Annotated in this window: 17 protein-coding genes; 11 read left to right on the top strand and 6 right to left on the bottom strand. The window is 71.0% G+C overall.

Annotated features, from left to right (window positions below; translation table 11 throughout):
• The first annotated feature begins 7 nt into the window (after positions 1-7).
• The 6 genes from DLJ49_RS10050 (at position 8) to DLJ49_RS10075 (ending at position 9226) form a co-directional block, all read left to right on the top strand.
• A complete protein-coding gene (locus tag DLJ49_RS10050; protein ID WP_115393416.1) occupies positions 8-1372 on the top strand; it encodes a glutamine synthetase family protein in 1365 nt (454 codons plus the stop codon).
• Between the two features lie 17 nt (positions 1373-1389).
• Complete coding sequence (locus tag DLJ49_RS10055) at positions 1390-2778, top strand: aldehyde dehydrogenase family protein (protein ID WP_115393417.1); 1389 nt, start codon at positions 1390-1392, stop codon at positions 2776-2778.
• On the top strand, positions 2775-3920 hold the full coding sequence (locus DLJ49_RS10060; protein ID WP_115393418.1) for an iron-containing alcohol dehydrogenase: 1146 nt from the start codon (positions 2775-2777) through the stop codon (positions 3918-3920). The genes DLJ49_RS10055 and DLJ49_RS10060 overlap by 4 nt, the downstream gene beginning before the upstream one ends.
• A gap of 375 nt (positions 3921-4295) precedes the next feature.
• Positions 4296-6239 carry a PrkA family serine protein kinase gene (locus tag DLJ49_RS10065; protein ID WP_115393419.1) on the top strand — a complete coding sequence of 648 codons (1944 nt, stop codon included), beginning with the start codon at positions 4296-4298 and terminating at the stop codon, positions 6237-6239.
• Positions 6240-6296: 57 nt separating this feature from the next.
• Positions 6297-7613, top strand: coding sequence for a YeaH/YhbH family protein (locus tag DLJ49_RS10070; protein WP_115393420.1), 1317 nt, complete (start codon positions 6297-6299; stop codon positions 7611-7613).
• Positions 7610-9226, top strand: a complete 1617-nt coding sequence (locus DLJ49_RS10075; protein ID WP_115393421.1) for a SpoVR family protein — start codon at positions 7610-7612, stop codon at positions 9224-9226. The genes DLJ49_RS10070 and DLJ49_RS10075 overlap by 4 nt, the downstream gene beginning before the upstream one ends.
• A gap of 444 nt (positions 9227-9670) precedes the next feature.
• On the opposite strand, the gene DLJ49_RS10080 is transcribed toward DLJ49_RS10075, so the two are convergent.
• From DLJ49_RS10080 to DLJ49_RS10095, 4 genes are all read right to left on the bottom strand, one after another.
• Positions 9671-10885 (bottom strand): CoA transferase, encoded by a 1215-nt coding sequence (locus DLJ49_RS10080; protein WP_115393491.1) that lies wholly within the window; start codon positions 10883-10885, stop codon positions 9671-9673.
• Positions 10882-11751, bottom strand: coding sequence for an HTD2 family dehydratase (locus DLJ49_RS10085; protein ID WP_233488931.1), 870 nt, complete (start codon positions 11749-11751; stop codon positions 10882-10884). Before DLJ49_RS10085 ends, DLJ49_RS10080 begins: the two co-directional genes overlap by 4 nt.
• A 92-nt stretch (positions 11752-11843) precedes the next feature.
• On the bottom strand, positions 11844-13988 hold the full coding sequence (locus DLJ49_RS10090) for a sensor domain-containing protein (RefSeq protein WP_115393422.1): 2145 nt from the start codon (positions 13986-13988) through the stop codon (positions 11844-11846).
• A gap of 137 nt (positions 13989-14125) precedes the next feature.
• A complete protein-coding gene (locus DLJ49_RS10095) occupies positions 14126-16459 on the bottom strand; it encodes an NADP-dependent malic enzyme (RefSeq protein WP_115393423.1) in 2334 nt (777 codons plus the stop codon).
• Between the two features lie 306 nt (positions 16460-16765).
• Between DLJ49_RS10095 and DLJ49_RS10100 the strand changes: the two genes are divergently transcribed.
• The 3 genes from DLJ49_RS10100 to DLJ49_RS10110 all read left to right on the top strand — a co-directional run bounded on the left by DLJ49_RS10100 (position 16766) and on the right by DLJ49_RS10110 (position 20902).
• On the top strand, positions 16766-17428 hold the full coding sequence (locus DLJ49_RS10100) for a paraquat-inducible protein A (protein ID WP_115393424.1): 663 nt from the start codon (positions 16766-16768) through the stop codon (positions 17426-17428).
• A gap of 83 nt (positions 17429-17511) precedes the next feature.
• Positions 17512-18162 (top strand): paraquat-inducible protein A, encoded by a 651-nt coding sequence (locus DLJ49_RS10105; protein WP_115393493.1) that lies wholly within the window; start codon positions 17512-17514, stop codon positions 18160-18162.
• 13 nt (positions 18163-18175) lie between these two features.
• Positions 18176-20902 carry an MlaD family protein gene (locus DLJ49_RS10110; protein WP_115393425.1) on the top strand — a complete coding sequence of 909 codons (2727 nt, stop codon included), beginning with the start codon at positions 18176-18178 and terminating at the stop codon, positions 20900-20902.
• Positions 20903-20961: 59 nt separating this feature from the next.
• Here the strand turns inward: DLJ49_RS10110 and DLJ49_RS10115 are convergent, their stop codons facing one another.
• Positions 20962-21783, bottom strand: a complete 822-nt coding sequence (locus DLJ49_RS10115) for a DeoR/GlpR family DNA-binding transcription regulator (RefSeq protein WP_115393426.1) — start codon at positions 21781-21783, stop codon at positions 20962-20964.
• Between the two features lie 148 nt (positions 21784-21931).
• Here DLJ49_RS10115 and DLJ49_RS10120 point away from each other — a divergent pair, with 148 nt between their 5' ends.
• Positions 21932-22399, top strand: coding sequence for an NUDIX hydrolase (locus DLJ49_RS10120; RefSeq protein ID WP_233488933.1), 468 nt, complete (start codon positions 21932-21934; stop codon positions 22397-22399).
• 305 nt (positions 22400-22704) lie between these two features.
• Entirely contained in the window at positions 22705-22842 is a 138-nt protein-coding gene (locus DLJ49_RS21760) for a hypothetical protein (RefSeq protein WP_158547443.1), read from the top strand.
• A gap of 162 nt (positions 22843-23004) precedes the next feature.
• On the opposite strand, the gene DLJ49_RS10125 is transcribed toward DLJ49_RS21760, so the two are convergent.
• Positions 23005-24204, bottom strand: a complete 1200-nt coding sequence (locus DLJ49_RS10125) for an aminomethyl transferase family protein (protein ID WP_233488935.1) — start codon at positions 24202-24204, stop codon at positions 23005-23007.
• Between the last annotated feature and the right edge of the window lie 241 nt (positions 24205-24445).

The following is a 24445-nucleotide window of genomic DNA, read 5'->3' on the forward strand; positions in this document are numbered from 1 at the left end:
CCCCAGCATGCCCGCCAACCTGACCTTCGAGGCGCTCCAGGGCGCCGTCGCCACCGGCGAGATCGACACCGTGCTGACCTGCATCGCCGACATGCAGGGGCGGCTGATGGGCAAGCGCTTCCACGCCGCGCATTTCGTCGATGGCGGCCACGACGAGACGCATGGCTGCGACTACCTGCTGGCCACCGATATCGAGATGGTCACGGTGCCGGGCTATGCCGCGTCGAGCTGGGAACGGGGCTACGGCGACTACGTCCACAAGCCCGACCTCGCCACGCTGCGCCTTGTGCCCTGGCTGCCCGGCACGGCGATGGTGATGTGCGACGTGCTCGACCACCACACCCACGAGGAGGTGCCCCACGCGCCCCGTGCGGTGCTCAAGCGGCAGGTGGCGCGGGCGCGCGAGATGGGATTCGACGCGATGTTCGCCACCGAGCTCGAGTTCTTCCTGTTCGAGAAGAGCTTCGACGCGCTGTGGGACGAGGGATACCGCGAGCTGCAGACACTCGGGCGCTACAACCTCGACTATGCGATCATGGGCACGACCAAGGAAGAGACCGTGATGCGCGCCATCCGCAACGGTCTCTACGGCGCGGGCATCCCGGTGGAGAATTCCAAGGGCGAGGCCGAGGCGGGGCAGGAAGAGATCAACGTGCGCTATTCCGATGCGCTCGACACCGCCGACATGCACGCCATCGTCAAGACCGGCTGCAAGGAGATCGCCAACGCCCACGGCCGCGCCTGCACCTTCATGGCGAAATACGCGACCGACCGGGCGGGATCGTCCTCGCATGTCCATCAGTCGCTGTGGAAGGGGGGAACGCCGGCCTTCTTCGACCCGGACGCGCCGCACGGCATGTCGGCCACGATGAAATCCTACCTCGCGGGCCTTCTGGAGCACGCCGCGGCGACGACCTGTTTCCTCGCGCCCTACGTCAATTCCTACAAGCGGTTCACCGAGGGCCTGTTCGCGCCGACCAAGGCGGTCTGGTCGACCGACAACCGCACCGCGGGTTACCGCGTCTGCGGGGAGGGAACGAAGGCCGTGCGCGTCGAGTGCCGCGTGGGCGGCGCCGACCTCAACCCCTACCTGGCCCTTGCCGGCCAGCTCGCCGCGGGCCTCGACGGCATAGAGCGGGGCCTCGAGCTCGAGCCGGAACTCTCGGGCGACATGTATCAGGCGCAAGACGCCCGCGAGGTGCCCCGGACGCTCCGCGACGCGGCCGAGGCCATGGCGGGCTCGGCCATGCTGCGCGCGGCGATGGGCGACGAGGTGATCGACCACTACCATCGCGCCGCGCTTTGGGAGATATCCGAGGCCGACCGAGTCGTCACCGACTGGGACGTGAAGCGTGGTTTCGAGCGGGCCTGACCCCACGGGAGATACCGATGACCAGGACGATCCAGTGCGTCTCGCCCGTCGACGGGCGGGTCTATGCCGAACGGCCGGCGCTCTCGACCGAGGCGGCCGATGCCGCCGCGGCGCGGGCAAGGGCGGCGCAGGGGGGCTGGGCTGCCCTGCCGCTTGACGAGCGCATCGACAAGGTGCGCGCGGGCGTCGCCGCGCTGAAGGATGCGCGCGATGCCATCGTCGAGGAGCTGGCGTGGCAGATGGGCCGCCCGGTGCGCTACGGCGGCGAGTTCGGCGGCATCGACGAGCGGGCCGAGTACATGGCGGGCATCGCCGAAGAGGCGCTGGCGCCGCTGATCGCCGAAAGCTCCGCCACGTTCGAGCGGCGGATCGAGCGGGCGCCGCAGGGCGTCGTGTTCGTGATCGCGCCGTGGAACTACCCTTACCTGACCGCGCTCAACACGATCGTGCCCGCGCTGATCGCGGGCAACGCGGTGGTTCTGAAACATGCGAGCCAGACACTGCTCGTGGGCGAGCGCATCGCCGAGGCGCTGCACAAGGGCGGCGTGCCCGAAGGCGTTTTCCAGAACGTGGTGCTCGACCATGCGGGCACCGAGCGGCTGATCGCCGCCCGCGCCTTCGACTTCGTCAACTTCACCGGGTCGGTCGCGGGCGGCCGCGCCATCGAGCGCGCCGCCGCCGGCACCTTCACCGCCACGGGGCTCGAGCTTGGCGGCAAGGATCCGGGCTATGTCATGGAGGATGCCGATCTCGACTGGGCGGTCGACGTGCTGATGGACGGCGCGATGTTCAACTCGGGCCAGTGCTGCTGCGGGATCGAGCGCATCTACGTCCACCGGCGCCACTACGACGGGTTCGTTGAACGGGCCGTCGAGTTCGTCAACAGGCTTAGCCTCGGCAACCCGCTCGAGGCGGAGACGACGCTGGGGCCGATGGCCCACGCCCGCTTCGCGGCCACCGTGCGCGAGCAGACGGAAGCGGCGGTGGCAGCCGGCGCCACGCCCCTGATCGAGCGGCAGAACTTCCCGCAGGACGACGGCGGTGCCTACCTGATGCCGCAGGTTCTGGTGGGCGTCGACCACTCGATGCGCGTGATGCGGGAGGAGAGCTTCGGCCCCGTCGTCGGCATCATGCCGGTCGAGGGCGACGACGAGGCGCTCGCGCTGATGAACGACAGCGATTACGGCCTGACCGCCTCGCTCTGGACGGCCGACCCCGAGCGTGCGCTGGCCCTCGGCCGGCGGATCGAGACGGGCACCGTGTTCCTCAACCGCGCCGATTACGTTGACCCGGCGGTGTGCTGGACGGGTTGCAAGGATACCGGGCGCGGCGGCGCGATGTCGGTGCTCGGCTACCACGCGGTGACGCGCCCACGCTCCTACCATCTGAGAAAGGTCAAGGGATGAGCCTGACGGCCAACTGGTCCTACCCCACCGCGATCCGCTTCGGCGCGGGCCGCCTCGCCGAGCTGCCCGCCGCCTGCGCCGAGGCGGGCATCGCGCGGCCGTTGCTGGTGACGGATCGCGGCCTTGCGGGGCTGGAGATCACCGCGCGCGCGCTCGACATCCTCGACGCCGCCGGTCTCGGCCGGGCGCTTTTCGCCGAGGTCGATGCCAACCCGACCGAGAGGAACCTCGAGGCGGGGCTGACGGTCTACCGCGCAGGCGGGCACGACGGTGTCGTGGCCTTCGGCGGCGGCTCGGGGCTCGATCTCGGCAAGATGGTCGCCTTCATGGCCGGTCAGACGCGACCCGTCTGGGATTTCGAGGATGTCGGCGACTGGTGGACGCGGGCCGACCCCGCGGGCATCGCCCCCATCGTCGCCGTGCCGACGACGGCCGGCACCGGCTCTGAGGTGGGGCGCGCGAGCGTCATCACCAATTCCGAGACCCACGTGAAGAAGATCATCTTCCACCCCAAGGTGCTGCCCTCGGTCGTCATCGCCGACCCCGAGCTGACCGTTGGCATGCCGCAGTGGATCACGGCCGGCACGGGAATGGATGCCTTCGCTCATTGCCTCGAGGCCTATTGCTCGCCGCACTTCCACCCCATGAGCCACGGCATTGCGCTCGAGGGGCTGCGGCTGGTCAACGAGTTCCTGCCGCGCGCCTTTGCCGATGGCGCGGACATCGAGGCGCGGGGGCAGATGATGGCGGCCGCGGCGATGGGCGCGGTCGCCTTCCAGAAGGGGCTGGGCGCGATCCACGCGCTCTCGCACCCGGTCGGCGCGGTGTTCGACACCCATCACGGCACGACGAACGCGGTGGTGATGCCCGCCGTTCTCGCCTTCAACCGCCCGGCGATCGAGGACAAGCTGGCGCAGGCGGCGGCCTATCTCGGCATTCCGGGCGGGTTCGATGGCGTCGCCGCGCGGGTGGAGGAACTGAACGCGCTCTTCGCCATGCCCGCGGGCCTCGCCGCAATGGGGGTCGATGCGAGCCGGGTGGACGAGCTGACCACGATGGCGCTTGCAGACCCGAGCGTCGGCGGCAACCCGGTGGCGATGACGCCGGAGAACACGCGCGCCCTTTTCCTTTCGGCGATGTAGTCGCGGGCCGTTGGCCGGCGTTCGGACCGCGCGCGCTCGCAGGCGGGGGGCATTTCGCTCCGATCACCGTCGGCGCGGGCGCGTGGCCGCGCGCGCGGCCTCGGGACAGGCTGCCCTCGGCCCGGCCCGGTCGCACCGGGCGGGCCGTCGAGGACGCGCCTTGCTGAACGGCCCCGCCGTGCTACCCTCTTGTTCGTGAGTTGACGGCTGTGCCGTGACTCCGCAGCGTGCCGGTATCGGGCGTCCGCGACCGAGCCGCCGCGCCTTGGGGCGGCGGCGCACAGACTCCAGGCGCAGGGCGGGACGGGGCCTGGAACAGGCCGGCCGGCTCCGCGTCTCGACCAGAAGGCAACCCGAACGGAGCAGCGATCGCCCATGAGCGAGCCCTCCATTTTCGACGAGTTCCACACCCGCTTCACGCGCCGCCAGATGCGCGAGATGAGTCTGCCAGACTACCTCGCCGCCTGCCGCGACGACCCGTCCCTCTATGCCAGCGCGGCAGAGCGCCTGCTCGCCGCCATCGGCGAGCCGGAGATCGTCGACACGTCGAAGGACGACCGGCTGGGCCGCATCTTCCAGAACCGCACGATCCGCCGCTACCCGGCCTTCGACGACTTCTACGGGCTGGAAGAGACGATCGAGCGGCTCGTGGCCTTCCTGCGCCACGCCGCGCAGGGGCTGGAGGAGCGCAAGCAGATCCTCTATCTGCTCGGCCCCGTGGGCGGCGGCAAATCCTCGCTCGCCGAGCGGATGAAGCAGCTCATGGAAGAGCGGCCGATCTACGTGCTCAAGGCCGGCGACCGCGTCAGCCCGATCTACGAAAGCCCCCTGGGCCTGTTCGACCCCGAGCGCGACGGCGCGCGTCTGGAACGCGAATTCGGCATCCCGCGCCGCCGTCTGCCCGGCATGTGCTCGCCCTGGGCTATCAAGCGGCTCGACGAGTTCGACGGCGACATCTCGCGCTTCACGGTCGTCCAGCTTCACCCGTCGAAGCTGCGCCAGATCGGCGTGGCCAAGGCCGAGCCGGGCGACGAGAACAACCAGGACATCTCGACGCTCGTCGGTCGCCCCGACATCCGCAAGCTCGAGTTCTTCAGCCAAGACGACCCCGACGCCTATTCCTATTCCGGCGCGCTGAACCTGACCACGCAGGGCCTGCTCGAGTTCGTCGAGATGTTCAAGGCGCCGCAGAAGATGCTCCACCCGCTGCTGACCGCCACGCAGGAGCGCAACTATGTCGGCTCGGAAAACCTGGGCGCGATCCCCTTCCAGGGGATCATCATGGCGCACTCGAACGAGTCGGAATGGCGGGCTTTCCGCGGCAACCGCAACAACGAGGCGTTCCTCGACCGGATCAGCCTGATCCGCGTGCCCTATTGCCTGCGCGTCGACGAGGAAGCGCGGATCTACCGCAAGCTTCTCGCCCAGTCGGAACTGTCGGAGGCGCCCTGCGCCCCCGACACGCTCGAAATGATGGCGCGCTTCTCGGTGCTGACCCGCCTCAAGCCGCACGAGAACTCGTCGCTCTACGCCAAGATGCAGATCTACAACGGCCAGGATCTCAAGGGCTCCGATCCGCAGGCGCGCACCGTGCTCGAATACCGCGACGCCGCCGGCATCGACGAGGGCATGTCGGGCACCTCGACCCGCTTCGCCTATAAGGTGCTGTCGGAGACGTTCAACTTCGACACGACCGAGATCTCGGCCGATCCGGTGCACCTGATGTACGTGCTCGAACAGGCGCTCCGCCGCGAGCAGATGGATGACGAGACGGAGGCCCGCTTCGTGGCGCTCATCAAGGAAGAGCTCGCGCCGCGCTATGCCGCGTATATCGGCAAGGAGATCCAGAAGGCGTATCTGGAGAGCTACGAGGAATACGGCCAGAACCTGTTCGACCGCTACATCGCCTACGCCGATGCCTGGGTCGAGGGGCAGGACTACAAGGACCCCGATACCGGCCAGCTCTTCGACCCCGAAGTGCTCGACCGCGAGCTGCAGAAGACCGAACGGCCCGCCGGCATCCGCAACCCGCGCGACTTCCGCAACGAGGTGGTGAAATACGCCCTGCGCCAGCGCGCCTACAACGAAGGCAAGAACCCGCGCTGGACCTCCTACGAGAAGATCCGCGACGTGATCGAGCAGCGGATGTTCAGCCAGATCGAGGAATTGCTGCCGGTGATCTCGTTCGAGTCCAAGCAGGACGAGGAAAGCGCGGAAAAGCACCACGCCTTCCTCGCCCGGATGGTCGAGCGCGGCTACACCGAGCGCCAGGTGCGCCGGCTGGTGGAATGGTACATGCGGATGCGCGACGCGGGCTGACGCGCCCGCGCCGGGCCGCTTCCGCCGGGTGAAGGAAAGGGACGACCGATCGGCTCCATGCATATCGTCGACCGCCGGCAGAACCCGTCGGGCCGCAACCTCGGCAACCGCCAGCGATTCATCGACCGCGCCCGCTCGCGGCTGCGCAAGGCGGTGCGCGACAGCATTCTCGAGCGCAGCATCGAGGACACGAGTTCGGGCGAGCGCGTGGTGATCCCTGGCGACGACATCCACGAGCCCGAGTTCCGCCGCGACGAGAGCACCGGCCGCCGCGTGGGCGTGCTGCCGGGCAATCGCGAGTTCCGCGAGGGCGACACGATCCCCCGGCCCCGCGGCGGTGCTGGCGGGGCAGGGGGCCGCGAGGGCAGCGCCGAGGGCGAGGGCGAGGACGGGTTCGCCTTCGTGCTGACGCGCGACGAGTTCCTCGACCTCGTGTTCGAGGATCTCGCGCTGCCCGATCTCGTGAAGAAGAAGCTCAAGGCCGAGCAAAGCTCGAAGCCCTACCGCGCGGGCTTCACCCCGTCGGGCCCGCCGAGCCGCCTCAACCTGATGCGCTCGCTGCGCCGCTCGATGGTGCGCCGCGCCGCCCTCGGCCGGCCCCGGCCCGAAGCGGTGGCCGAGCTCGAGGCCGAGCTGGCGCGGCTCGAGGCGGGCGAGATCGTGCCCGCCGACGGCCGGTCGCGCGAGGCCCGCATCGCCGAGCTGCGCGAGGCGCTCGACCGCGCACGCCGCAAGCGTGCCGCGGTGCCCTGGCTCGACCCGATGGACCTGCGCTTCAACCGGCTCGAGCGGCGGCCCGAGCCGGTGGCGCGCGCCGTCATGTTCTGCCTGATGGACGTGTCGGCCTCGATGGACGATGAAATGAAGGGGCTGGCCAAGCGCTTCTTCCTGCTCCTTCATCTCTTCCTGGAGCGGCATTACGAGCATGTCGAGGTCGTCTTCATCCGCCACACGCAGCGCGCCGAGGAGGTGGACGAGCGCACCTTCTTCGAGGACAGGCAGACCGGCGGCACGGTCGTCTCGTCGGCCTTGCGCGAGATGATCCGCATCCGCGACGCGCGCTTTCCCCCCGACGAGTACAACCTCTACGTCGCGCAGGCGTCGGACGGCGACGACGTGCCGGGCGATGTCGAGACCTGCATCGAGCTGCTTACCGACGATATCCTGCCGTCGGTGCAATACATGGCCTATGTCGAGATCCTGTCGCAGCGCGGCCAGCCCGGCTTCGCCATCCCGCGCGAGAGCGATCTCTGGCAGGGCTACGCCCCCATTGCGCAGATGCACCCGGCGCTCGCCCTGCGCCGCATCGCCCAGCCGCGCGACATCTTCCCCGTGTTCCGCGACCTGTTCCGCCGCGAGGGCGTGGCCGAATGAGCGAGAAGCGCGGAAGAAAGACGGCACGCACCGCGACCGGAAAGGCGGCAGCGAAGCGGGCGGCGAGCAGCAAGGCGCCCGCCACCGGCACGGCCACGGGCGATTTGCTTTTCGACCGCCCGGCCTGGAGTTTCGAGACGCTCGCGCGCACCCACGACGCCATCGAGGAGGTCGCGCGCGGCGAGCTGGGCCTCGACCCCTACCCGACGCGGCTCGAGGTCGTCAGCTCCGAGCAGATGCTCGACGCCTACGCCGCCACCGGCATGCCGGTGATGTATCCCCACTGGTCGTTCGGCAAGCGCTTCGCCCGGCAGGAGATGCTCTACCGCAAGGGCTTCCAGCAGCTCGCGCTCGAGATCGTCATCAACTCCAACCCGAGCCTCTGTTACATCATGGAGGACAACACGATGGCCGCGCAGGCCACCGTGATCGCCCACGCCGCCATCGGCCACAACCACTTCTTCCGGCACAACAACGTCTTCCGCGAGTGGACAGAGGCCGACAGCGTGCTCGACGAGCTGCGCCACGCCCGCCGCTTCGTCATGGAATGCGAGGAGCGGCACGGGCGGCCGGCGGTGGAGAAGGTGCTCGACGCGGCCCACGCGCTCCTCTCCCACGGGGTCGACCGCGCCGGGCGGGGCGAGCGGCCCGACCCGGTGGCGACACGCGCGCGACTGGCCGAGCGGGCGCGGCAGCAAAGGCTCGAGGCGCAGGACCTGTGGCTGCGCACCGTGCCCTCCCGCGCGGAGCCGCCCGAAGAGGGCACGGCGGCGGCCGAGCGGCGCGCGATGGGCCTGCCCGAGGAGAACCTTCTGCTGTTCCTCGAAAACCATGCGCCGCTGCTCGATGCATGGCAGCGCGAGCTTCTGCGGATCGTGCGCTGGCTGGCCACCTATTTCGAGCCGCAGCGCCAGACCAAGCTGATGAACGAGGGGTGCGCCACCTGGTGCCATTTCGAGATCATGCAGCGCCTGCGCGACCGCGGCCGGATCGGCGACGGCGCGATGCTCGAGTTTCTCGACCTGCATTCGATGGTGGTGGCACAGCCCTCGTTCGACTCGCAGGGCTATGGCGGCCTCAACCCCTATGCGCTGGGCTTTGCCATGATGCGCGACATCGTCCGCGTCTGCACCGAGCCCACCGAGGAAGACGCCGCGTGGTTCCCCGACATCGCCGGCAACGGGCGGCCCGTCGAGACACTGCGCCGCGCCTGGGCCGACTTCCGCGACGAAAGCTTCGTGCGCCAGTATCTCTCGCCCCGGCTGATCCGCGAGTGGCGCCTCTTCTCCCTTTGCGACGATGCCGCAGCGCCAGCCCTGCGCGTCGAGGCGATCCACGACGACGAGGGCTATCGCCGGATCGTTCGCGCGCTGGCCGACCAGTACGACCCTGCCGCCCAGACGCCGGCGATCGAGGTGACCGGGGCCGACCTGCGCGGCGAGCGTGTGCTGCACCTGCGCCATTCCGTGCAGGACGGGCGGGTGCTCGATCCGCTCGAGGTGCGCCGCGTGCTCCGTCATGTCCAGCGGCTCTGGGGCTACGCCGTCCACCTGACGGAGGCCGATGCCGGGAGCGGCACGGAACTGACCGCCTATCGCAGCGACGGGGCCTGAGGCGAGGCGCGCCGTCCGCCGCGGCCCGGCGGCGGGGGCATCCCTGTCGCGTCTGTCGCGCCTCGCCCCTCAGATATGGCTCGCACGCCTGAAAACGCCGCGCTCCCGGCACGAATCCGACGCGGCCCGTCGAAATCCGGCGAGCGCGTGGCCGTGGCCCATGCCACCTCTCCGCCTGCGGGCGGCGCGGTGCCGGCCCGGGGAGGGAGAGACCCGGATGGGAGACAGGAAGGCGACGCCCGCCAACCCGTCGACGCCGTGCGGCAAGACTGGCAAGTCGGTCAGCCCGCGCGTTTTCCCTCTCCCCGACCCGCGTCGCCGACGCTGCCGCTGACCCCCGCACGGGAGGCGCGGGTCAGGCGAGAGACCACGGGGAGGAGGAGGGCCGCCGGCCCGCGCCGCTGCCTGCGCGGGCCGGCGGGTCTGCGGCGCCTGCGGGGTGTCTCAGGGCCCCGCCACCACCCCGCGATCCATCAGCGCCCCGATCTCGCCCGACGACAGGCCCGCCACGTCGGCCAGCACTTCCTCGGTGTGCTCGCCGAGCAGCGGCGCGCGCGCCGGCGCCTCGCGCGGATGCGCGCCGAAGCTGACCGGCGTGCCCGGCACGGGGTAGGTGCCGATGCCGGGCTGCTCCACCTGTGCCATCATCGGGTTGTCCGGCGACAGGTCGGGATCCTCCCGCACCGCGCGGGCGAAGCTGCGGAACTCCGACCAGGTGCAGCCCTGTGCGTCGAGCGCCTCGGCCACCTCCGCCAGCCCTCGCGCGGCGAACCATGGCGCGAGCAGCGCGGTGATCTCGTGGCGCAGGCGAAAGCGCGCGCCCTCGTCCCTCAATGGCAGGCCCGTCCGCCGCTCGAGCGCCTCCATCGCCTCGCCCGTGCCGGTCGCGGCGACCAGCCCGCGCCACTGCCGGTCGGTCAGCCCGATCACCATCACGCGCGCCCCGTCGGCCAGCACGAAATCCTGCCCGTAGGCGCCGTAGAGCGCATTGCCCGATCTTGGCCGGTCGACACCGTTCACCAGCACCTCGCCGACGATCCCGAGATGGCCGAGCATGGCCGCCGCGACGTCCTTGAGTGCCAGCACCACCTCCTGGCCCGCGCCTGTCTTCAGCCGGTGGCGCTCGGCCGCGAGCAGCGACGACACGGCGAGGTTGCCCGCGATACAGTCCCACGCGGGCAGGACATGCGCCACCGGCTCGTCCGACCCCTCGGGCCCCGTCGCCATCGGAAAGCCGAGCGCGGGGTTCACCGAGTAGTCGACCGCCGGGTTGCCGTGCCGGTCGCCCAGCAGGGTGACGGTGATCAGATCGGGCCGGTAGCCCGAGAGCGTCGCGTGATCCATCCAGCCGCGCACGCGCAGGTTGGTCAGGAACAGGCCCGCATCCTCGCCCGGCGCGGTGACGAGCCGGGTGACCAGGTCCCGCCCCTCCTCGGACTTCATGTTCACCGCGACCGACTTCTTGCCCTTGTTCAACCCGGCCCAGAACAGCGAGCGCCCGTCGCGCGTCACCGGCCAGCGGCCGGCGTCGAGCCCGCCCTCGATCCGGTCGAACCGGATCACCTCGGCGCCCATCTGCGCCAGCGTCATTCCCGCCAGCGGGATCGCCACGAAGGCCGAGCCCTCGACGACGCGCATGCCCGAGAGAATGCCCATCAGGCCCACTCTGCCGTGACCTGCATGCCCTGGTGCCCGCCATGCTCGGGCAGGGTCGCGGTGCACAGGGTCATCGCGGCCCCCTCGTCCACCCCGATCAGCCGCAGGGGGTGGTGCTCGAACATCGGGTGCACGCCCCGGTGCGACAGCGAAACGGGAAGCGCCCCGCCCCGGTGCCGGACGGCCCGTTCGATCAGCAACGTCGCCTGGAGGGGGCCGTGCACGATCAGCCCCGGGTAATTCTCCACCCGCGTGGTGAACTCCCGGTCGAAGTGGATCTTGTGGCCGTTGAACGTGGCCGCCGAGTAGCGGAACAGGCGGACGCTATCGACCGCCACCACCTCGTCGAACACCGCCCCCTCGGGCGCGGGGCGCGGCCGGGGCGGGCGATAGGTGTCGGGGATGGCGAGATAGATGATCTGCTGGCTCTCCTCGATCGCCAGCCCCCCCTCGCCCGAAATGGCGTGCTCGAGCGAGACGAGGGCGAACGGCCCGGAACCGCCCCGTTTCCACTCCACCCCGGTGATCTCCGACCGCTTGGTCAGTCGTTCGCCGATGTGGAGGGGGCGCCGGAAGCGCAGCTGGCCGCCCGCCCACATGCGCCGGCCGAGGCCCAGGTCGGGCAGGAAGGCGCCGGGCGCCGCGTGACCGTCCGGCCCCAGCCGCTCCATCGGCGTATCCTCGGGAAAGCCGGCCCAATGCCAGAGCGGCGGCAGCACGTCGCCCTCGGTCAGCGCCCCGGCATGCCAGCCGGGGCGGATCGTGGCGCCGAGCATGTTGGCGAGCACCTCCGTGACGCCGCCGGCTTCCTCCCGCACCCGGCCCACGGCCTTCTCTCCCGCCGCCTCTGCCGTATCGGCGATGCCCATGCGCTCCTCCCGGGTAATATGCCGTATTTTTCTGGCGTCCCGGGGTAATGATGTTGCTGCGGTTCGGTGTCAACCGCGGGGGTGTGCCGGGCTCAGACCGATTGCATCTGCATCGGCCCGTAGCGGGCGAGCAGCGTGGCCGGGGCGAGGGGGCCGTCGTAGAGATAGCCCTGCAGGACCGAGCAGCCGGCCTGCCGGGCGATGCGGGCGTGTTCCTCGTTCTCCACGCCTTCGGCGGTCACGGAGATGCCGAGTGTGCGCCCCGCCTCGACCAGCAACTCGAAGATCCGGCGGCGCGTCGTATCGACGTCGGCCGGCGCGATCAGGCTGCGGTCGATCTTCAGCCGGTCGGGCCCGACGCGCAGCAAGCCGTTGAACGAGGCGCGGCCGGTGCCGAAATCGTCTATCTCGATGCTGATCCCCTGCTCGCGCAGCATGTCGAGCGACCAGGCGATGCGGTCGTCGGCGACTTCGAGCGAGATCGATTCGAGCAGCTCGAACGACAGCGCGCCGGACGCCAGGTCGAGCCCGGCGAGCTCCCTGTCGAGATCGGGCTGCAGCAGCCGCAGGGCAGAGATGTTGACCGACACTTTCGGCACCGCGAGCCCGTAGGCCAGCCACCGCGCCCGGTCCTGCAGGGCGATTTCCATCACCGCACGGTCGATCCTGTGCTCGAGCGACAGCTCGGTGGCGAGTGGCACGAACTCGTCGGAGGCGAGCAGGCCGAGGCGCGGGTTCTCCCACCGCACAAGCGCCTCGACGCCCGCCAGCGCGCCCGTTTGCGCGTCGATCTGAGGCTGGTAATGGCATACGAAGTCGCCGTTCTCGACGGCGACGTGCAGCTCGTCGGCCAGCGTCTTGCGGCGGGACTGGCGCGCGGCCAGGCCGCTGTCGAACGGGTGTACGCGCCGTGCCGGATCGGCCTTGGCGGCCGAGAGGGCGATATCGGCCTCGATCATCATGCGGCCGATGTCGAAGGGCGCGTGGCTCGCCCATGTGTAGCCCACCGACAGGCCGATCCGCTGGGCGGCCTCGCCGATGGCGATGGCCTGCCCGGCCTCGTGCAGGATTCGCTCGCCGAGCGCGGCGAGGTCGCGCTTGTCGGTCCGCAGCGTCATGGCGATGCCGAACTCGTCGCCACCGACGCGCCCCACGAGCACGTCGGGCGAGAACAGCCGTTCGAGCCGGCCGGCGACAGTGGCGAGCGCCTCGTCTCCCGCGGCGTGACCCAGCGTGTCGTTGATCGCCTTGAGCTGGTCCAAATCCACCAGCAGCAGCGCCACCCCGTGGTCGTGCATCTCGCAATCGGCGCACAGCAGCGCCAGGGCCCCCTCGAAGCCCTGCCGCGTCAGCAGTCCGGTCAGCGGGTCGACGGCCGCGGCGCGGGCGGCATCCTGCGAGCGGCGGGCCATCTCGTCGCGCTGGCGGACCTCGGTGGTCACGTCCCGCTCGATGACGACGAAGCGCTCCGGCCGCCCCTGCTCGTCGCGGAGCAGCGAGATGCGCACGTCCGTCCAGAAGGTCTTGCCCTCGCGGTCGATGTTGCGGGTGAGCCCGCTATGATAGCTGCCCTGCAGCACGGCCTTTGCGGCCACGTGGCGCGACGGGTAGGTCTCGCCCGTCTTCGAGACGATGTCGCAGTGCTGCAGGCCGCGCAGCGTGGCGGCCGGGAAGCCCGCCCGCGCGGCGAAGGCCGGGTTGGCCCAGAGGATGCGGAACTCGAGATCGGTGATCGTGATCAGCTCCTGCGCGTGCTCGGCCACCGCGGCGAGCCCGGCGAGGCGCGTCTGTTCCTCCTGCAACTGCCGCTGCGAGGCCTCGAGCGCGGCGGCCTGGGCGGCGAGGGTGCGCTCGCGCCGGGCGCGCTCCGTCACGTCGCGCTGGACCGACATGAAGTGGGTGGTCTCGCCGTCAGCGTCGCGCACCGGTGTGATGAACACCTCGACGTCGTAGGGCTGTCGCGCCTTGGTGTAGTTGCGCAGCGTCGCCCGTACCTGCGCGCCCCCCGCCAGAGCTGCGCGAATGCGGTCGAGCTCGGCGCGATCGGTGTCGGGGCCCTGGAGCAGGCGTGGCGTCTGGCCCGCGATCTCGTCGAGCGTATAGCCCGTCATCTCGGTGAAGGCCGGGTTGCACCAGACGATGCGCGGCCCGTCCTCGGCCGCGTCGATCGTGGCGGCCTCGGTAATCAGGATGGGGTCGGGCGCATGCTCGCCGATCCTGTTGATGAAATCTTCCACCGTCAGCCCCCCTCTGCGTCAAACCGTGCCAATGAAGCACAATGCATAACCGGGGCTTATCGCGGATCGGGTTTGTCGTGCGTTAATCGGCCCCGTCGCCGGACGAATGACTTGTGGTCATTAATTCCGATCCCACGTCAGCCGTAATGCGCCACGGGCGTGCCGGCGATGGCCGACATGTTGAGCAGGCCGCGCGCGGTGATCGAGGGGGTCACCACATGGGCGGTGTTGCCCATCCCCATCAGGATCGGCCCCACCTCGAGCCCCCCGGCCTTCATCTTGAGCACGTTGCGGACGCCCGAGGCGGCGTCGGCCGTGGCGAAGATCAGCACGTTCGCGGCCCCCTCCAGCCGGCTGTCGGGCAGCAGGCGCGCGCGCAGCGCGGGGTCGAGCGCGGAATCGACATGCATCTCGCCCTCGAACTCGAAGTTGACCTCGCGCGCGTCGAGGATCTCGAGCGCCGCGCGCATCCGACGGCCGGAGTCGCTGTCCATGTTGCCGAACTGCGAGTGCGAGCAGAGCGCCACCTTGGGCTCGAGGCCGAAACGACGCACGTGCCGCGCCGCGCCGATGGCGCTCTCGGCGATCTCCTCGGGGCTGGGCGTCTGGTGCACCTGCGTGTCGGCGATGAACAGCGGCCCGTCCTCGAGGATCATCATCGACAGCGCGCCCACCGGCCGCCGCCCCGACTGCGCGAGCACCTGGCGCACGTAGTTGAGATGCCACAGGAACTGGCCGAACGTGCCGCAGATCATGCTCTCGGCCTCGCCGCGCTGCACCATCACGGCCGCGATCGCGGTGGTGTTGGTGCGCATGATCGCGCGGGCGAGGTCGGGCGTCACGCCGCGCCGGCACATGATCCGGTGATATGTCTCCCAGTATTCGCGGTAGCGGGGATCGTCCTCGGGGTTCACGAGGTCGAAGTCGCGGCCGGGGCGGATCGTCAGCCCGTGCTGCTCGCAGCGGCTCTCCACCACGCGGGGGCGGCCGATCAGGATGGGCTGCTCGGTCGTCTCCTCCAGGATCGCCTGCGCCGCACGCAGCACCCGCTCGTCCTCGCCCTCGGCGAAGACGATGCGGTGGGCGGCCTGGCGCGCCGCCTCGAACACCGGGCGCATGAGCAGGGCCGACTTGAAGACCGAGCCGTCGAGGCGGGCACGGTAACTCTCCATGTCGTCGATCGGTCGGGTCGCCACGCCCGAGTCCATGGCTGCCTGCGCGACCGCCGAGGCCACGACGCCGATCAGGCGGGGGTCGAAGGGCTTGGGGATCAGGTAGTCGCGCCCGAAGGTCAGCCGCTCGCCCTGGTAGGCGGCGGCCGCCTCGGCGCTCGTCGTGGCGCGGGCGAGCGCGGCGATCCCCTCGATGCAGCCGATCTGCATGGCGTCGTTGATCTCGGTCGCGCCCACGTCGAGCGCGCCGCGGAAGATGAAGGGAAAGCACAGGACGTTGTTGACCTGGTTGGGGTAATCCGACCGGCCCGTGGCGATGATCGCGTCGGGCTTCACCTCCCTTGCCGCGTCGGGGTGGATCTCGGGCGTGGGGTTGGCGAGCGCGAAGATGATCGGCGGATCGGCCATCTTTGCCACCATCTTGGGCTTGAGCACGTCGGGCCCCGACAGGCCGAGGAACAGGTCGGCCCCCTCGATCACCTGATCGAGCGTGCGCAGGTCGGTCTGCTGCGCATAGGCCGCCTTCTGCTCCGTCATGTCCTCTGTGCGGCCTTCGTAGACGAGGCCGTGGATGTCGCAGAGCCACACGTTTTCGCGCCGCACGCCCAGCTTCAGGAGCATGTTGAGGCAGGCTATGCCGGCCGCGCCGCCCCCCGTGCTCACGACCTTGATCTCGTCGAAGCGTTTGCCGGCCACGCGCAGGGCGTTCGTCGCCGCTGCCCCCACCACGATGGCGGTGCCATGCTGGTCGTCGTGAAAGACGGGGATGTTCATGCGCTCGCGGCAGATCCGCTCGACGATGAAGCAGTCGGGCGCCTTGATGTCCTCGAGGTTGATCGCGCCGAAAGTGGGTTCGAGGGCGCAGACGATCTCGGCCAGCTTCTCGGGGTCGGGCTCGCCCACCTCGATGTCGAAGCAGTCGATATTGGCGAATTTCTTGAAGAGCACGGCCTTGCCCTCCATCACCGGCTTCGATGCCAGCGCGCCGATATTGCCGAGGCCCAGCACGGCGGAGCCGTTGGAGACGACGCCCACGAGGTTGCCCCGTGCGGTGTAGCGCGTCGCGGCGAGCGGGTCGGCGTGGATCGCCTGGCTCGCCTCGGCCACGCCCGGCGAATAGGCCAGCGCGAGGTCGCGGCCGTTGGCGAGCGGCTTGGTGGCGCGGATCTCGAGTTTTCCCGGTTGCGGATGCTCGTGATAATGCAATGGCGGCGAGACCGCCGAGGCGCCGGGATCTTCGACGCCGGGCGTCGGGGCCTCTGGCGCGGGCGTCTCCGTGTCGTGCTCGTGGTCGTGCATGGCCTCTCCTCCCGTCCGGCTTCGTTGGCGGCCGTTCGGCGTCAGCGTTAGACGAAGGGGCGGGGCAGGGGAAGGCGCGAGCGGCCCGGCCCCCCGTTCAGCCCGGATTCGCCGGGCACGGGGCGCAACCCTGTGCCGGATCGGGTGTTGCCGGTTCGCACGGCGGAGAGCGCCGGCCCGTTCCCCGCGCGGCACCGGCATTGCCGTGCACCGATCGACCTGCGACTCCGGCCGCCGGCCCCGGACCGGTCTTTGTATCTGGGCGCAGGGAAGACTAGGTTGCGGTGCAAGCGCACCGGAGGGACCATGCCGCAGACACGGCCGCCCCACGACCTCGACGACTATATCGCCTGCCCGGCCTGCGACGCGCTCTGGCGCGTGCGCGAGCCCGAGCCGGGCGGGCGGACGACCTGCGCGCGCTGCCATACCGTGCTGATCCGGCCGCGCCCCGGCGCAATCCTGCAGATCGTGGCGCTGGGCCTCGCGGTGCTGGTGCTGCTCGTGGGGGCGCTCTTCCTGCCGTTCCTCGAGATCCGGGTGCGCGGCTTCTCGAACGCCTCGTCTATATTCGACGCCGCGCTCGCCTTCTCCGGGCCCGAGCTCGTCTGGCTGTCGCTCGCCGTAACCGCCACGATCATCGGCGTCCCGATGGCGCGCGTGCTGCTGACCACCTACGCGCTCGCGCCCCTGCTCACGGGCCGCGGGGTGCTGCCCGGCGGGCGGCGCGCCTTCCGGTGGGCGGAAGAGCTCCGGCCCTGGTCGATGGCCGAGATCTTTATCCTCGGAGTGGGCGTCGCGCTGGTGAAGGTGGTCGACCTCGCCCGCGTCGAGATCGGGCCGGCCTTCTGGATGTTCTCGGCGCTGGTGCTCATCACGCTCCTGCAGGATACCTTCACCTGCCGCTGGACGATCTGGAAGGCGCTCGACGCCGCCTCGCCCGCCGAGACGCCGAAAGGGCTGACCCCGTGAGCGCGCCCAATCTCGACATCCGCGCCGTCAGCGCGCGCGAGGCGGGCCTCGTCGGCTGCCCGCACTGCGCCAGGGTCTGGCCGATGGAGACCGCGCGCTGCGGCCGCTGCGGCCAGCGTCTCGTCAGCCGCGACGCCAAGTCGATGAGCCGTGTCTGGGCGTGGTGGACGGCGGGCCTGATGGCCTACATCCCGGCCAACCTTTACCCCATGCTGGTAACGCGCACCCTGTTCGGCACGCAGGACAACACCATCGTCGGCGGCGCGGTCGACCTGGCGCTGCACGGCGCGTGGGCGGTGGCCTTCGTGATCCTGTTCGCCTCGGTGGCCATCCCGATCGGCAAGTTCGCGGCGATCGGCTATCTGGCGCTCGCGGTCCAGCGGGGCTGGCGGGGGCCGGCGCTGCGCCGTATGCAGCTCTACGAACTGGTGGAATTCATCGGGCGGTGGTCGATGATCGACGTTTTCGTGGTGGCGATCCTCGCCTCGCTGGTCCAGCTCTCGGTGGTCGCTCAGATCAATCCGGGGCCGGCGGCGCTGGCCTTCGCCCTCTCGGTCATCTTCACCATGCTCGCCGCCCGCAGCTTCGACAGCCGCCAGATCTGGGACAGCGTCGCCGCGCTCGATGCCCGGGACGACAGCATGCGCGCCGATACCGTCGCCGCCGCGCGGCAGCGCATCGAGGGGGCCCCGGTGCCCGCAGGCGCCCCAGAGACGCGGCCGGCGGCCGAATGAGCGTAACGCCCCAATGAGCGGTCCGGCCGACCCCGACAGGCCCGTGCCCGAGGCCGAGGTTCAGCCCGCCCGCCGCTCCCTGTGGGAGCGGGTGTCGGTGGTGTGGCTGGTGCCTCTCGGCGCGCTGCTGATCGCGCTGGCCATGGCGTGGCAGGCCTATTCCGATCGCGGCCCCACGATCGAGATCACCTTCGCCAACGGCTCGGGCATCGCCGCCGGCGAGACCGAGCTGCGCTACCGTGACATCGCGGTTGGCCAGGTCGAGCAGGTCGGCTTCACCGAGGGGCTGGGCCGCGTGCTCGTGACGGTCCGCCTCGACGAGGAGGTGGCGCCCTATGTCGACGACAGCGCCGAATTCTGGGTAGTGCGCCCGCAGGTGACGGCGCAAGGGGTGCAGGGCCTCAACACGGTGCTCTCCGGCGTCTACATCGAGGGAAGCTGGGATGCCGATCCGGGCGAGTTCGTCACCCGCTTCGAGGGGCTGCGCGAGGTGCCCGTCGCGCGCCCCGACATGGAAGGCACGCGCATCGTGCTGCGCTCCGACGACGGGCGGGGGCTGACCGAGGGCGCGCCGATCCTGTATCGCGGGCTCGAGGTGGGTCACGTCGGGCCGCCCCGCATCGCCACCGACGGCATCACCGTGCTCGCCGATGCCTTCGTCGAGGCGCCGCATGACCGGCTGCTGACCGATCTCGTCCGGTTCTGGTCTGCGTCGGGGTTTTCCTTCAACGTCGGCCCGCAGGGTGCCTCGCTCGACTTCGCCTCGCTGTCGTCGCTGGTGCGGGGCGGGCTCGCGTTCGAGGTGGTCGTGTCGGGGGGAGAGCCGGTGCCCGAGGGTGCCGCTTTCGATATCTACCCCAACCGCGACGCGGCGGTTGCCTCGGTCTTCGCCGCCGAAGAGGCCAACGTGCCGCGGCTCAACCTGACCGCCGTTTTCGAGGACAACGTGGCCGGCCTGTCGACCGGGGCGCCGGTCACGCTGCGGGGCCTCGAGATCGGCGAGGTGGTCGACCTGTCGGGCACCGTCGACCCCGAGCGCTTCGGCGACGGGCGGGTGCGGCTGGTCGCCACGCTGTCGATCCGGCTCGACGAGCTGACGATGGGCGACGTGTCCGAGGACGGGGCCGAAGATGTGCGCGAGGAGGTGCTCGACTTCCTTGCGCAGCGGGTGGAGGAGGGCTTGCGCGCCCGGCTGACCAACGCCTCGCTCTTCACCGGCGGGCTGAAGGTGGAGATTGTCGAGATCGACGCCCCCGGTTCGGCCGCGTTCGACCGCGAGGCGCAGCCCTTCCCCGTGCTGCCCACGGCGCCCGCCGAGGTGCAGGACGTGGCGGGCGCCGCGCAGGGGCTGATCGCCCGCATCGAGGCGCTGCCCGTCGAGGACGTGCTCGACAACGCGGTGGGCTTCCTCGAGAGCGCCCGCGCGCTGGTCGAGGACGGCGAGATCCAGCGCGCCAGCGGCGAGGTGGTGGGCCTGGTGGAAGAGATGCGCGCCGTCGTCGGCAGCGAGGCGGTGCAGGCCCTGCCCGAGCAGCTCGGCGGAATCGCCACCGACCTGCGGGCCGCGCTCGCCGACCTCGAGGAGCGGCAGGGCGTGGCCCGCGTGGTCGACGCCGTCGAGCGGGCGGGTCTCGCCGCCGAGGAGATCGGGACAGCGGCCGAGGGCGTGCCCGAGCTGGTGGAGCGTCTGACCGCCGTCGCCGCCGAGGCCGAGGGGCTCGCCCTGCAGGAGCTGGTCGACGAGGCCGGCGCCCTGGTGACCGACGCGCGCGGCCTGGTCGGCAGCGAGGCGGCACAGGCGCTTCCGGGGCAGCTGTCGGACACGCTCGGTGCGCTCGACCGGGCGGTGGGCGAGGCCGAGACCCTGCTCTCGCAGGTGCGCACCGAGGACACGGTGGCCACCGTCACCGCCGCGCTGGATCAGGCCGGCACTGCCGCGCGCGATGTCAGCGCGGCGGTCGAGGGGGTGCCGGCCCTGATCGAGCGGATCGATACGGTCGCGGCCCAGGCCGAGGGGCTCGCGCTGCAGGACCTCGTGGCGCAGGCCGATGCACTCCTGTCCGATGCGCGCGGCATCTTCGGCACCGAGGCGGCGCAGGCGCTGCCCGGCCAGCTCGGCTCGGCGCTCGAGTCGCTCGACGTCGCCACCACCGACGCCCGCGCCGTTCTCGCCCGGATCGAATCTGAGGGGTCGGTCGACCGCCTCAACGCCGCGCTCGATGCCGCGGCCGAGGCGGCCGAGGACGTCAGCCTCTCGGTGGAGGGCGTGCCGGAGCTGGTCGAGCGTCTCGACGTGGTGGCGGCGCGTGCCGAGACGCTCGAGGTCGAGGCGCTGGTGGACGAGGTGACGGCGCTGGCCGAGGCGGCGCGCCAGGTGCTCGGCACCGAGGGCGCGCGCGCCCTGCCGGGTCAGCTGGGCGACGCGCTGCGCGAGGTCGAGGCGGCGCTGGCCGAGCTGCGCGGGGGCGGCACGGTGGAAAACGTCAACGAGACGCTCGCCTCGGCTCGCCGCGCCGCCGACAGCGTGGCCGCGACGGCGGAAGACCTTCCCGCGCTGGTCGACCGGACAGCGTCGGTGCTGGGCCAGGCCGAGGCGGTGCTTGCGACGCTGGGCGAGACCGGCCGCCTCAACCGCGAGGCGCAGGCGGCGCTGCGCGAGGTCAGCCGCGCGGCAGAGGCCGTGCGTTCGCTCGCCCGGCGGCTCGAGCGCAACCCGAGCGCCGTGCTCACGGGCCGATGAGCCGGGCGGGCGCCCCCGTTCCGGTCACTGGCCCGGTCACTGGCCGGTCGCCGCCCCGGTCACCGGTCCGCTCCCTCGGCCGGCAGAATCCCGACCACCGCGCGGTCGAGGGCGGCGCGCCGGGCGGCTACGGGCCGGGCATTGACCGCCGCCTTGCCGGGTTCGCTCGGCGGGGCGACCCTGGCGGGACCGGGGCGGTCGACCTTCTCGCTGTCGACGAGCAGGTGCGCGGCGCCGCAGCGGCGGATCATGGCCCGCTTGATCGCAACCAACCCGCGCATCGCCTCGACCGGGCCGTGGGCACTCAGCCCCGAGGCGCCTGTCATGCAGCGATCGGTCCGGTGACGCTCGAGGAAATCCACCGCCTCGGTGCCGACCGTCGCCGCCTTGTCGGGCAGGTAGTCGCCGGGGAAGAGGATCACGTCGACGTCGACGTCGGCGTGGCCCGGCATCATGGCGATGGGCAGGCTGTTGGTCATCACGGTGCAGGGCGTGCCGCGACAGGCAAGGAAGCGGGCGAATTGCAGCGTGGTGGAGCCGGAGTCGACCATCACGGTTTCGCCGGGGCGCACGAGCTCTCCCGCGCGCCGACCGATCCGCTCGCGCTCGGCCACCGGCGCGGCGCTGCGCTCGTCGAGGCCGGGGCGGCGGCCATGCGCCGGGGTCGTCGCCCCGCCGTGCGCGCGCGAGACGACCCCCTGGGCCGAGAGCGCCTCGACGTCGCGGCGTCCCGTTTCGGCCTGGACGCCGAAGCGTCGCGCCAGTTCGCCGACCCGGACGTGCGGGCGCAGCCGGAGCTCCAGAACGATCTGCGCGCGGCGCCCGTCCTTGCGCAGGCGCGGATGCAGCGCCTCGTCTTCGGCAAGAGCTGTCTCGTCCATCGCGTCCGCCCCTCTCGCGTGGAAAAACGCGGGAATTCCCAACCATTGCACCGGTTGTTGTTGATTGGCGGGACTCGTGGCCGCATAACTGCGCTGTTTCGGAAGCCGGGCAGCGGAACCCCGGCCCTGCGGGAGATGCGGCAAGGTCATGCAGATGTGTCGAGACTGGCATCAGACGGCGGCGCTGCCCATCGCGCGAGACAGGAAGGGCCGGCTCACCGTCCTCATGGTCACGTCGCGCGATACGGGCCGGTGGATCGTGCCGAAGGGCTGGCTGATGGACGATGCCAAGCCGTGGCAGGCCGCCGAGATCGAGGCGCTGGAAGAGGCCGGCGCCAAGGGCTTCGTCGGCCGCGAGGGCATCGGGGAATACACCTACGACAAGCGGCTCGACGACGGGTCGGTGCTGCGTTGCCGGGTGTGCGTCTACCCGATGCGGGTGGAGAAGCTGAAGCGGACATGGAAGGAGCGCGGCGAGCGCAAGCGTCGGTGGTTTTCGCCCGAGGCCGCCGCGCGCCGCGTGCAGGAGCCGGAGCTCGCCGCGATGCTGCGGCGTCTCGACCGGGAGGCACGCAACGCGGAATCGCCTCTCGGGCGCGTGCTGAATGCCGGGTAGCGGCGCGGGCGCCGGCGCGCCATCGTGTGCAAGCCTGCGGTGGTCCTGTTCTACGGTCCGCTGTCGAACCTCGACGCAAAGCTGCGGGTGCAGATTCGGCTCGAGATCAGGACGCTGCAGCGCGATCTCGGCGTGACCTCGCTCCATGTCACCCCCGACCAGGGCGGGCGATGGCGCTGGCCGACCGTTAGTGGTCATGAATGCGGGCCGCGCTGCCCAGATTGGGGCGCCCGCTCGACGTCTATGCCAACCCCCGACGGAATTCGTGGCGGGCTTCATCGGCTCGCCGCCCACCGATTTCCTCGATGCGGCGCGACCCAGGCGCCACTTCGGCGGGCGCGCGCCTCGGTATCCGGCCCGAGCATGTGCGGATCGTGCGCCAGACCGAGACGGATCTCGGCGGCAGCGTGGCCCATGCCGAGCCTCTGGTGCCGAGACGCTGATCCACCTGCGCAGGCTCGACGGGCAGGCGATCACCGTCCGGCAGGACGGCGCGCACCCGATCCCCCCAGGAGGGCGCCACACTTGCGGCCTCGCCGGGGAGCCGGGCGACGAGATGCACTTCGCCGAGAGCGGCCGGCGTGTCTGATGCCGCCTCCGCGCCTCTATCGCCGCTCGGGGCGCTCGACGGCCAGGCCGCGCGGGATCTTGCGCTCGCGGTCGTACATCGGCAGCGGGCAGGTCTCGGCCGGGCGGACCTCTCCGTCGCGGCAGGCCACCTCCAGCGCGGTGCCGGGGCCGAGCGCGGGGTCGTCGAGACGGACGATCGCCACGCCGCACGTCTGGAAGGGCGACCATGCCGCCGAGCAGACCCGGCCTGCCGGCACCCCGCCACGCCACAGCGCGTCGCCGATCCGGGCGACCCCGCCCGGCACGCGCAGGCCCCATGTCCGCTGGCGCCGGTCGGCGGCCGCCAGCGCGGACTTGCCGATGAAGTCGGGCTTGGCCAGGTCGACCATGCCGCCGAGGCCCGCGGCGAAGGGCGTCACCGAGGCGTCGAAGTCGGAGCCGGCATTGAGCAGCCCCGCCTCGATCCGCCGCGCGCCGCCGATGGCGACGGGCGTCAGGCCGTAGGGCGCGCCGGCCTCCAGCAGCCGCGTGCCGACCGCCGCGACGTCGATATCGGGGCCGAGATAGACCTCCCAGCCCAGCTCGTTGGTGAACCCGGAGCGCGTGACGACCACTTCCTGCCCCGCGATGGTGACGCGGGTCGCGTCGAAGTAGCGAAAGCGGTCGGGGTAGGGGCCGTCGATGGCGTCGGCGAGGATGCGCAGCGACTCCGGCCCCTGCACCTGGCTGATCCAGATATCGGGGTCGGAAACGCGCACCTCCATCCCGCGGGCATGGGCGCGCATCCAGTCGGTCAGGTCGCCGTCGGCCTGACCGTACCAGAACCGGTCCTCCGCCAGCCGCACGAGGATGCCGTCGAGCATCATGCCGCCGTCGTCGTAGCAGGCGATCTGGTAGCTGCAGCGGCCGACCGGCGTCTTGCCCACGTCGCGCGTGAAGACGAGGTTGAGCAGGCGCACCGCGTCGGGGCCGGAGATCTCGATCGGCAGCTCGGCGGTGTGCCGCAGGATGGCGTGGCGGCGCAGGCGCCAATACGCTTCGTCGGCTGGCACCGCGCCCATCGACATCGCGGTGAGCCGCCGGTTGTAGAGCGTGTAGCGCGGATCAAGGGGCAACTCCTGCCGCGCGAGCGGATGCGCCCGCATCGTGTTGCCGAACTCGCCGGGCCGGTCGGCCCCGTCGCCCATCGGCAGGACGGCGAAGCTCAGGTCGCGCTCGAGGATGGTCATCGTCATTCCGCGTCTCCTCCCACGGTCGACGCCCCCGCCGCGCCTTGAGGTCTCCGGGCGTCCCCCGCCCATCGAGGCCGGCGTTGCGGCCGCGTTCCGGTCGCCCGCCCGCCCGCGCCTCGAGCGACGCCGGCGCAACGACCTCGGCATCCATGGTATCGCCCGGCGCCGCGCGCTCAGGCTCATGCACGACGAGGTGGTGTGTCGTTGCGACATTGAAAGCGGCACGCCGATCACGATTTCAGCG

It is taken from the genome of Rhodovulum sp. 12E13 (genome assembly GCF_003340565.1).
In the GTDB taxonomy this organism is placed as follows: Bacteria; Pseudomonadota; Alphaproteobacteria; order Rhodobacterales; family Rhodobacteraceae; genus HLUCCA09.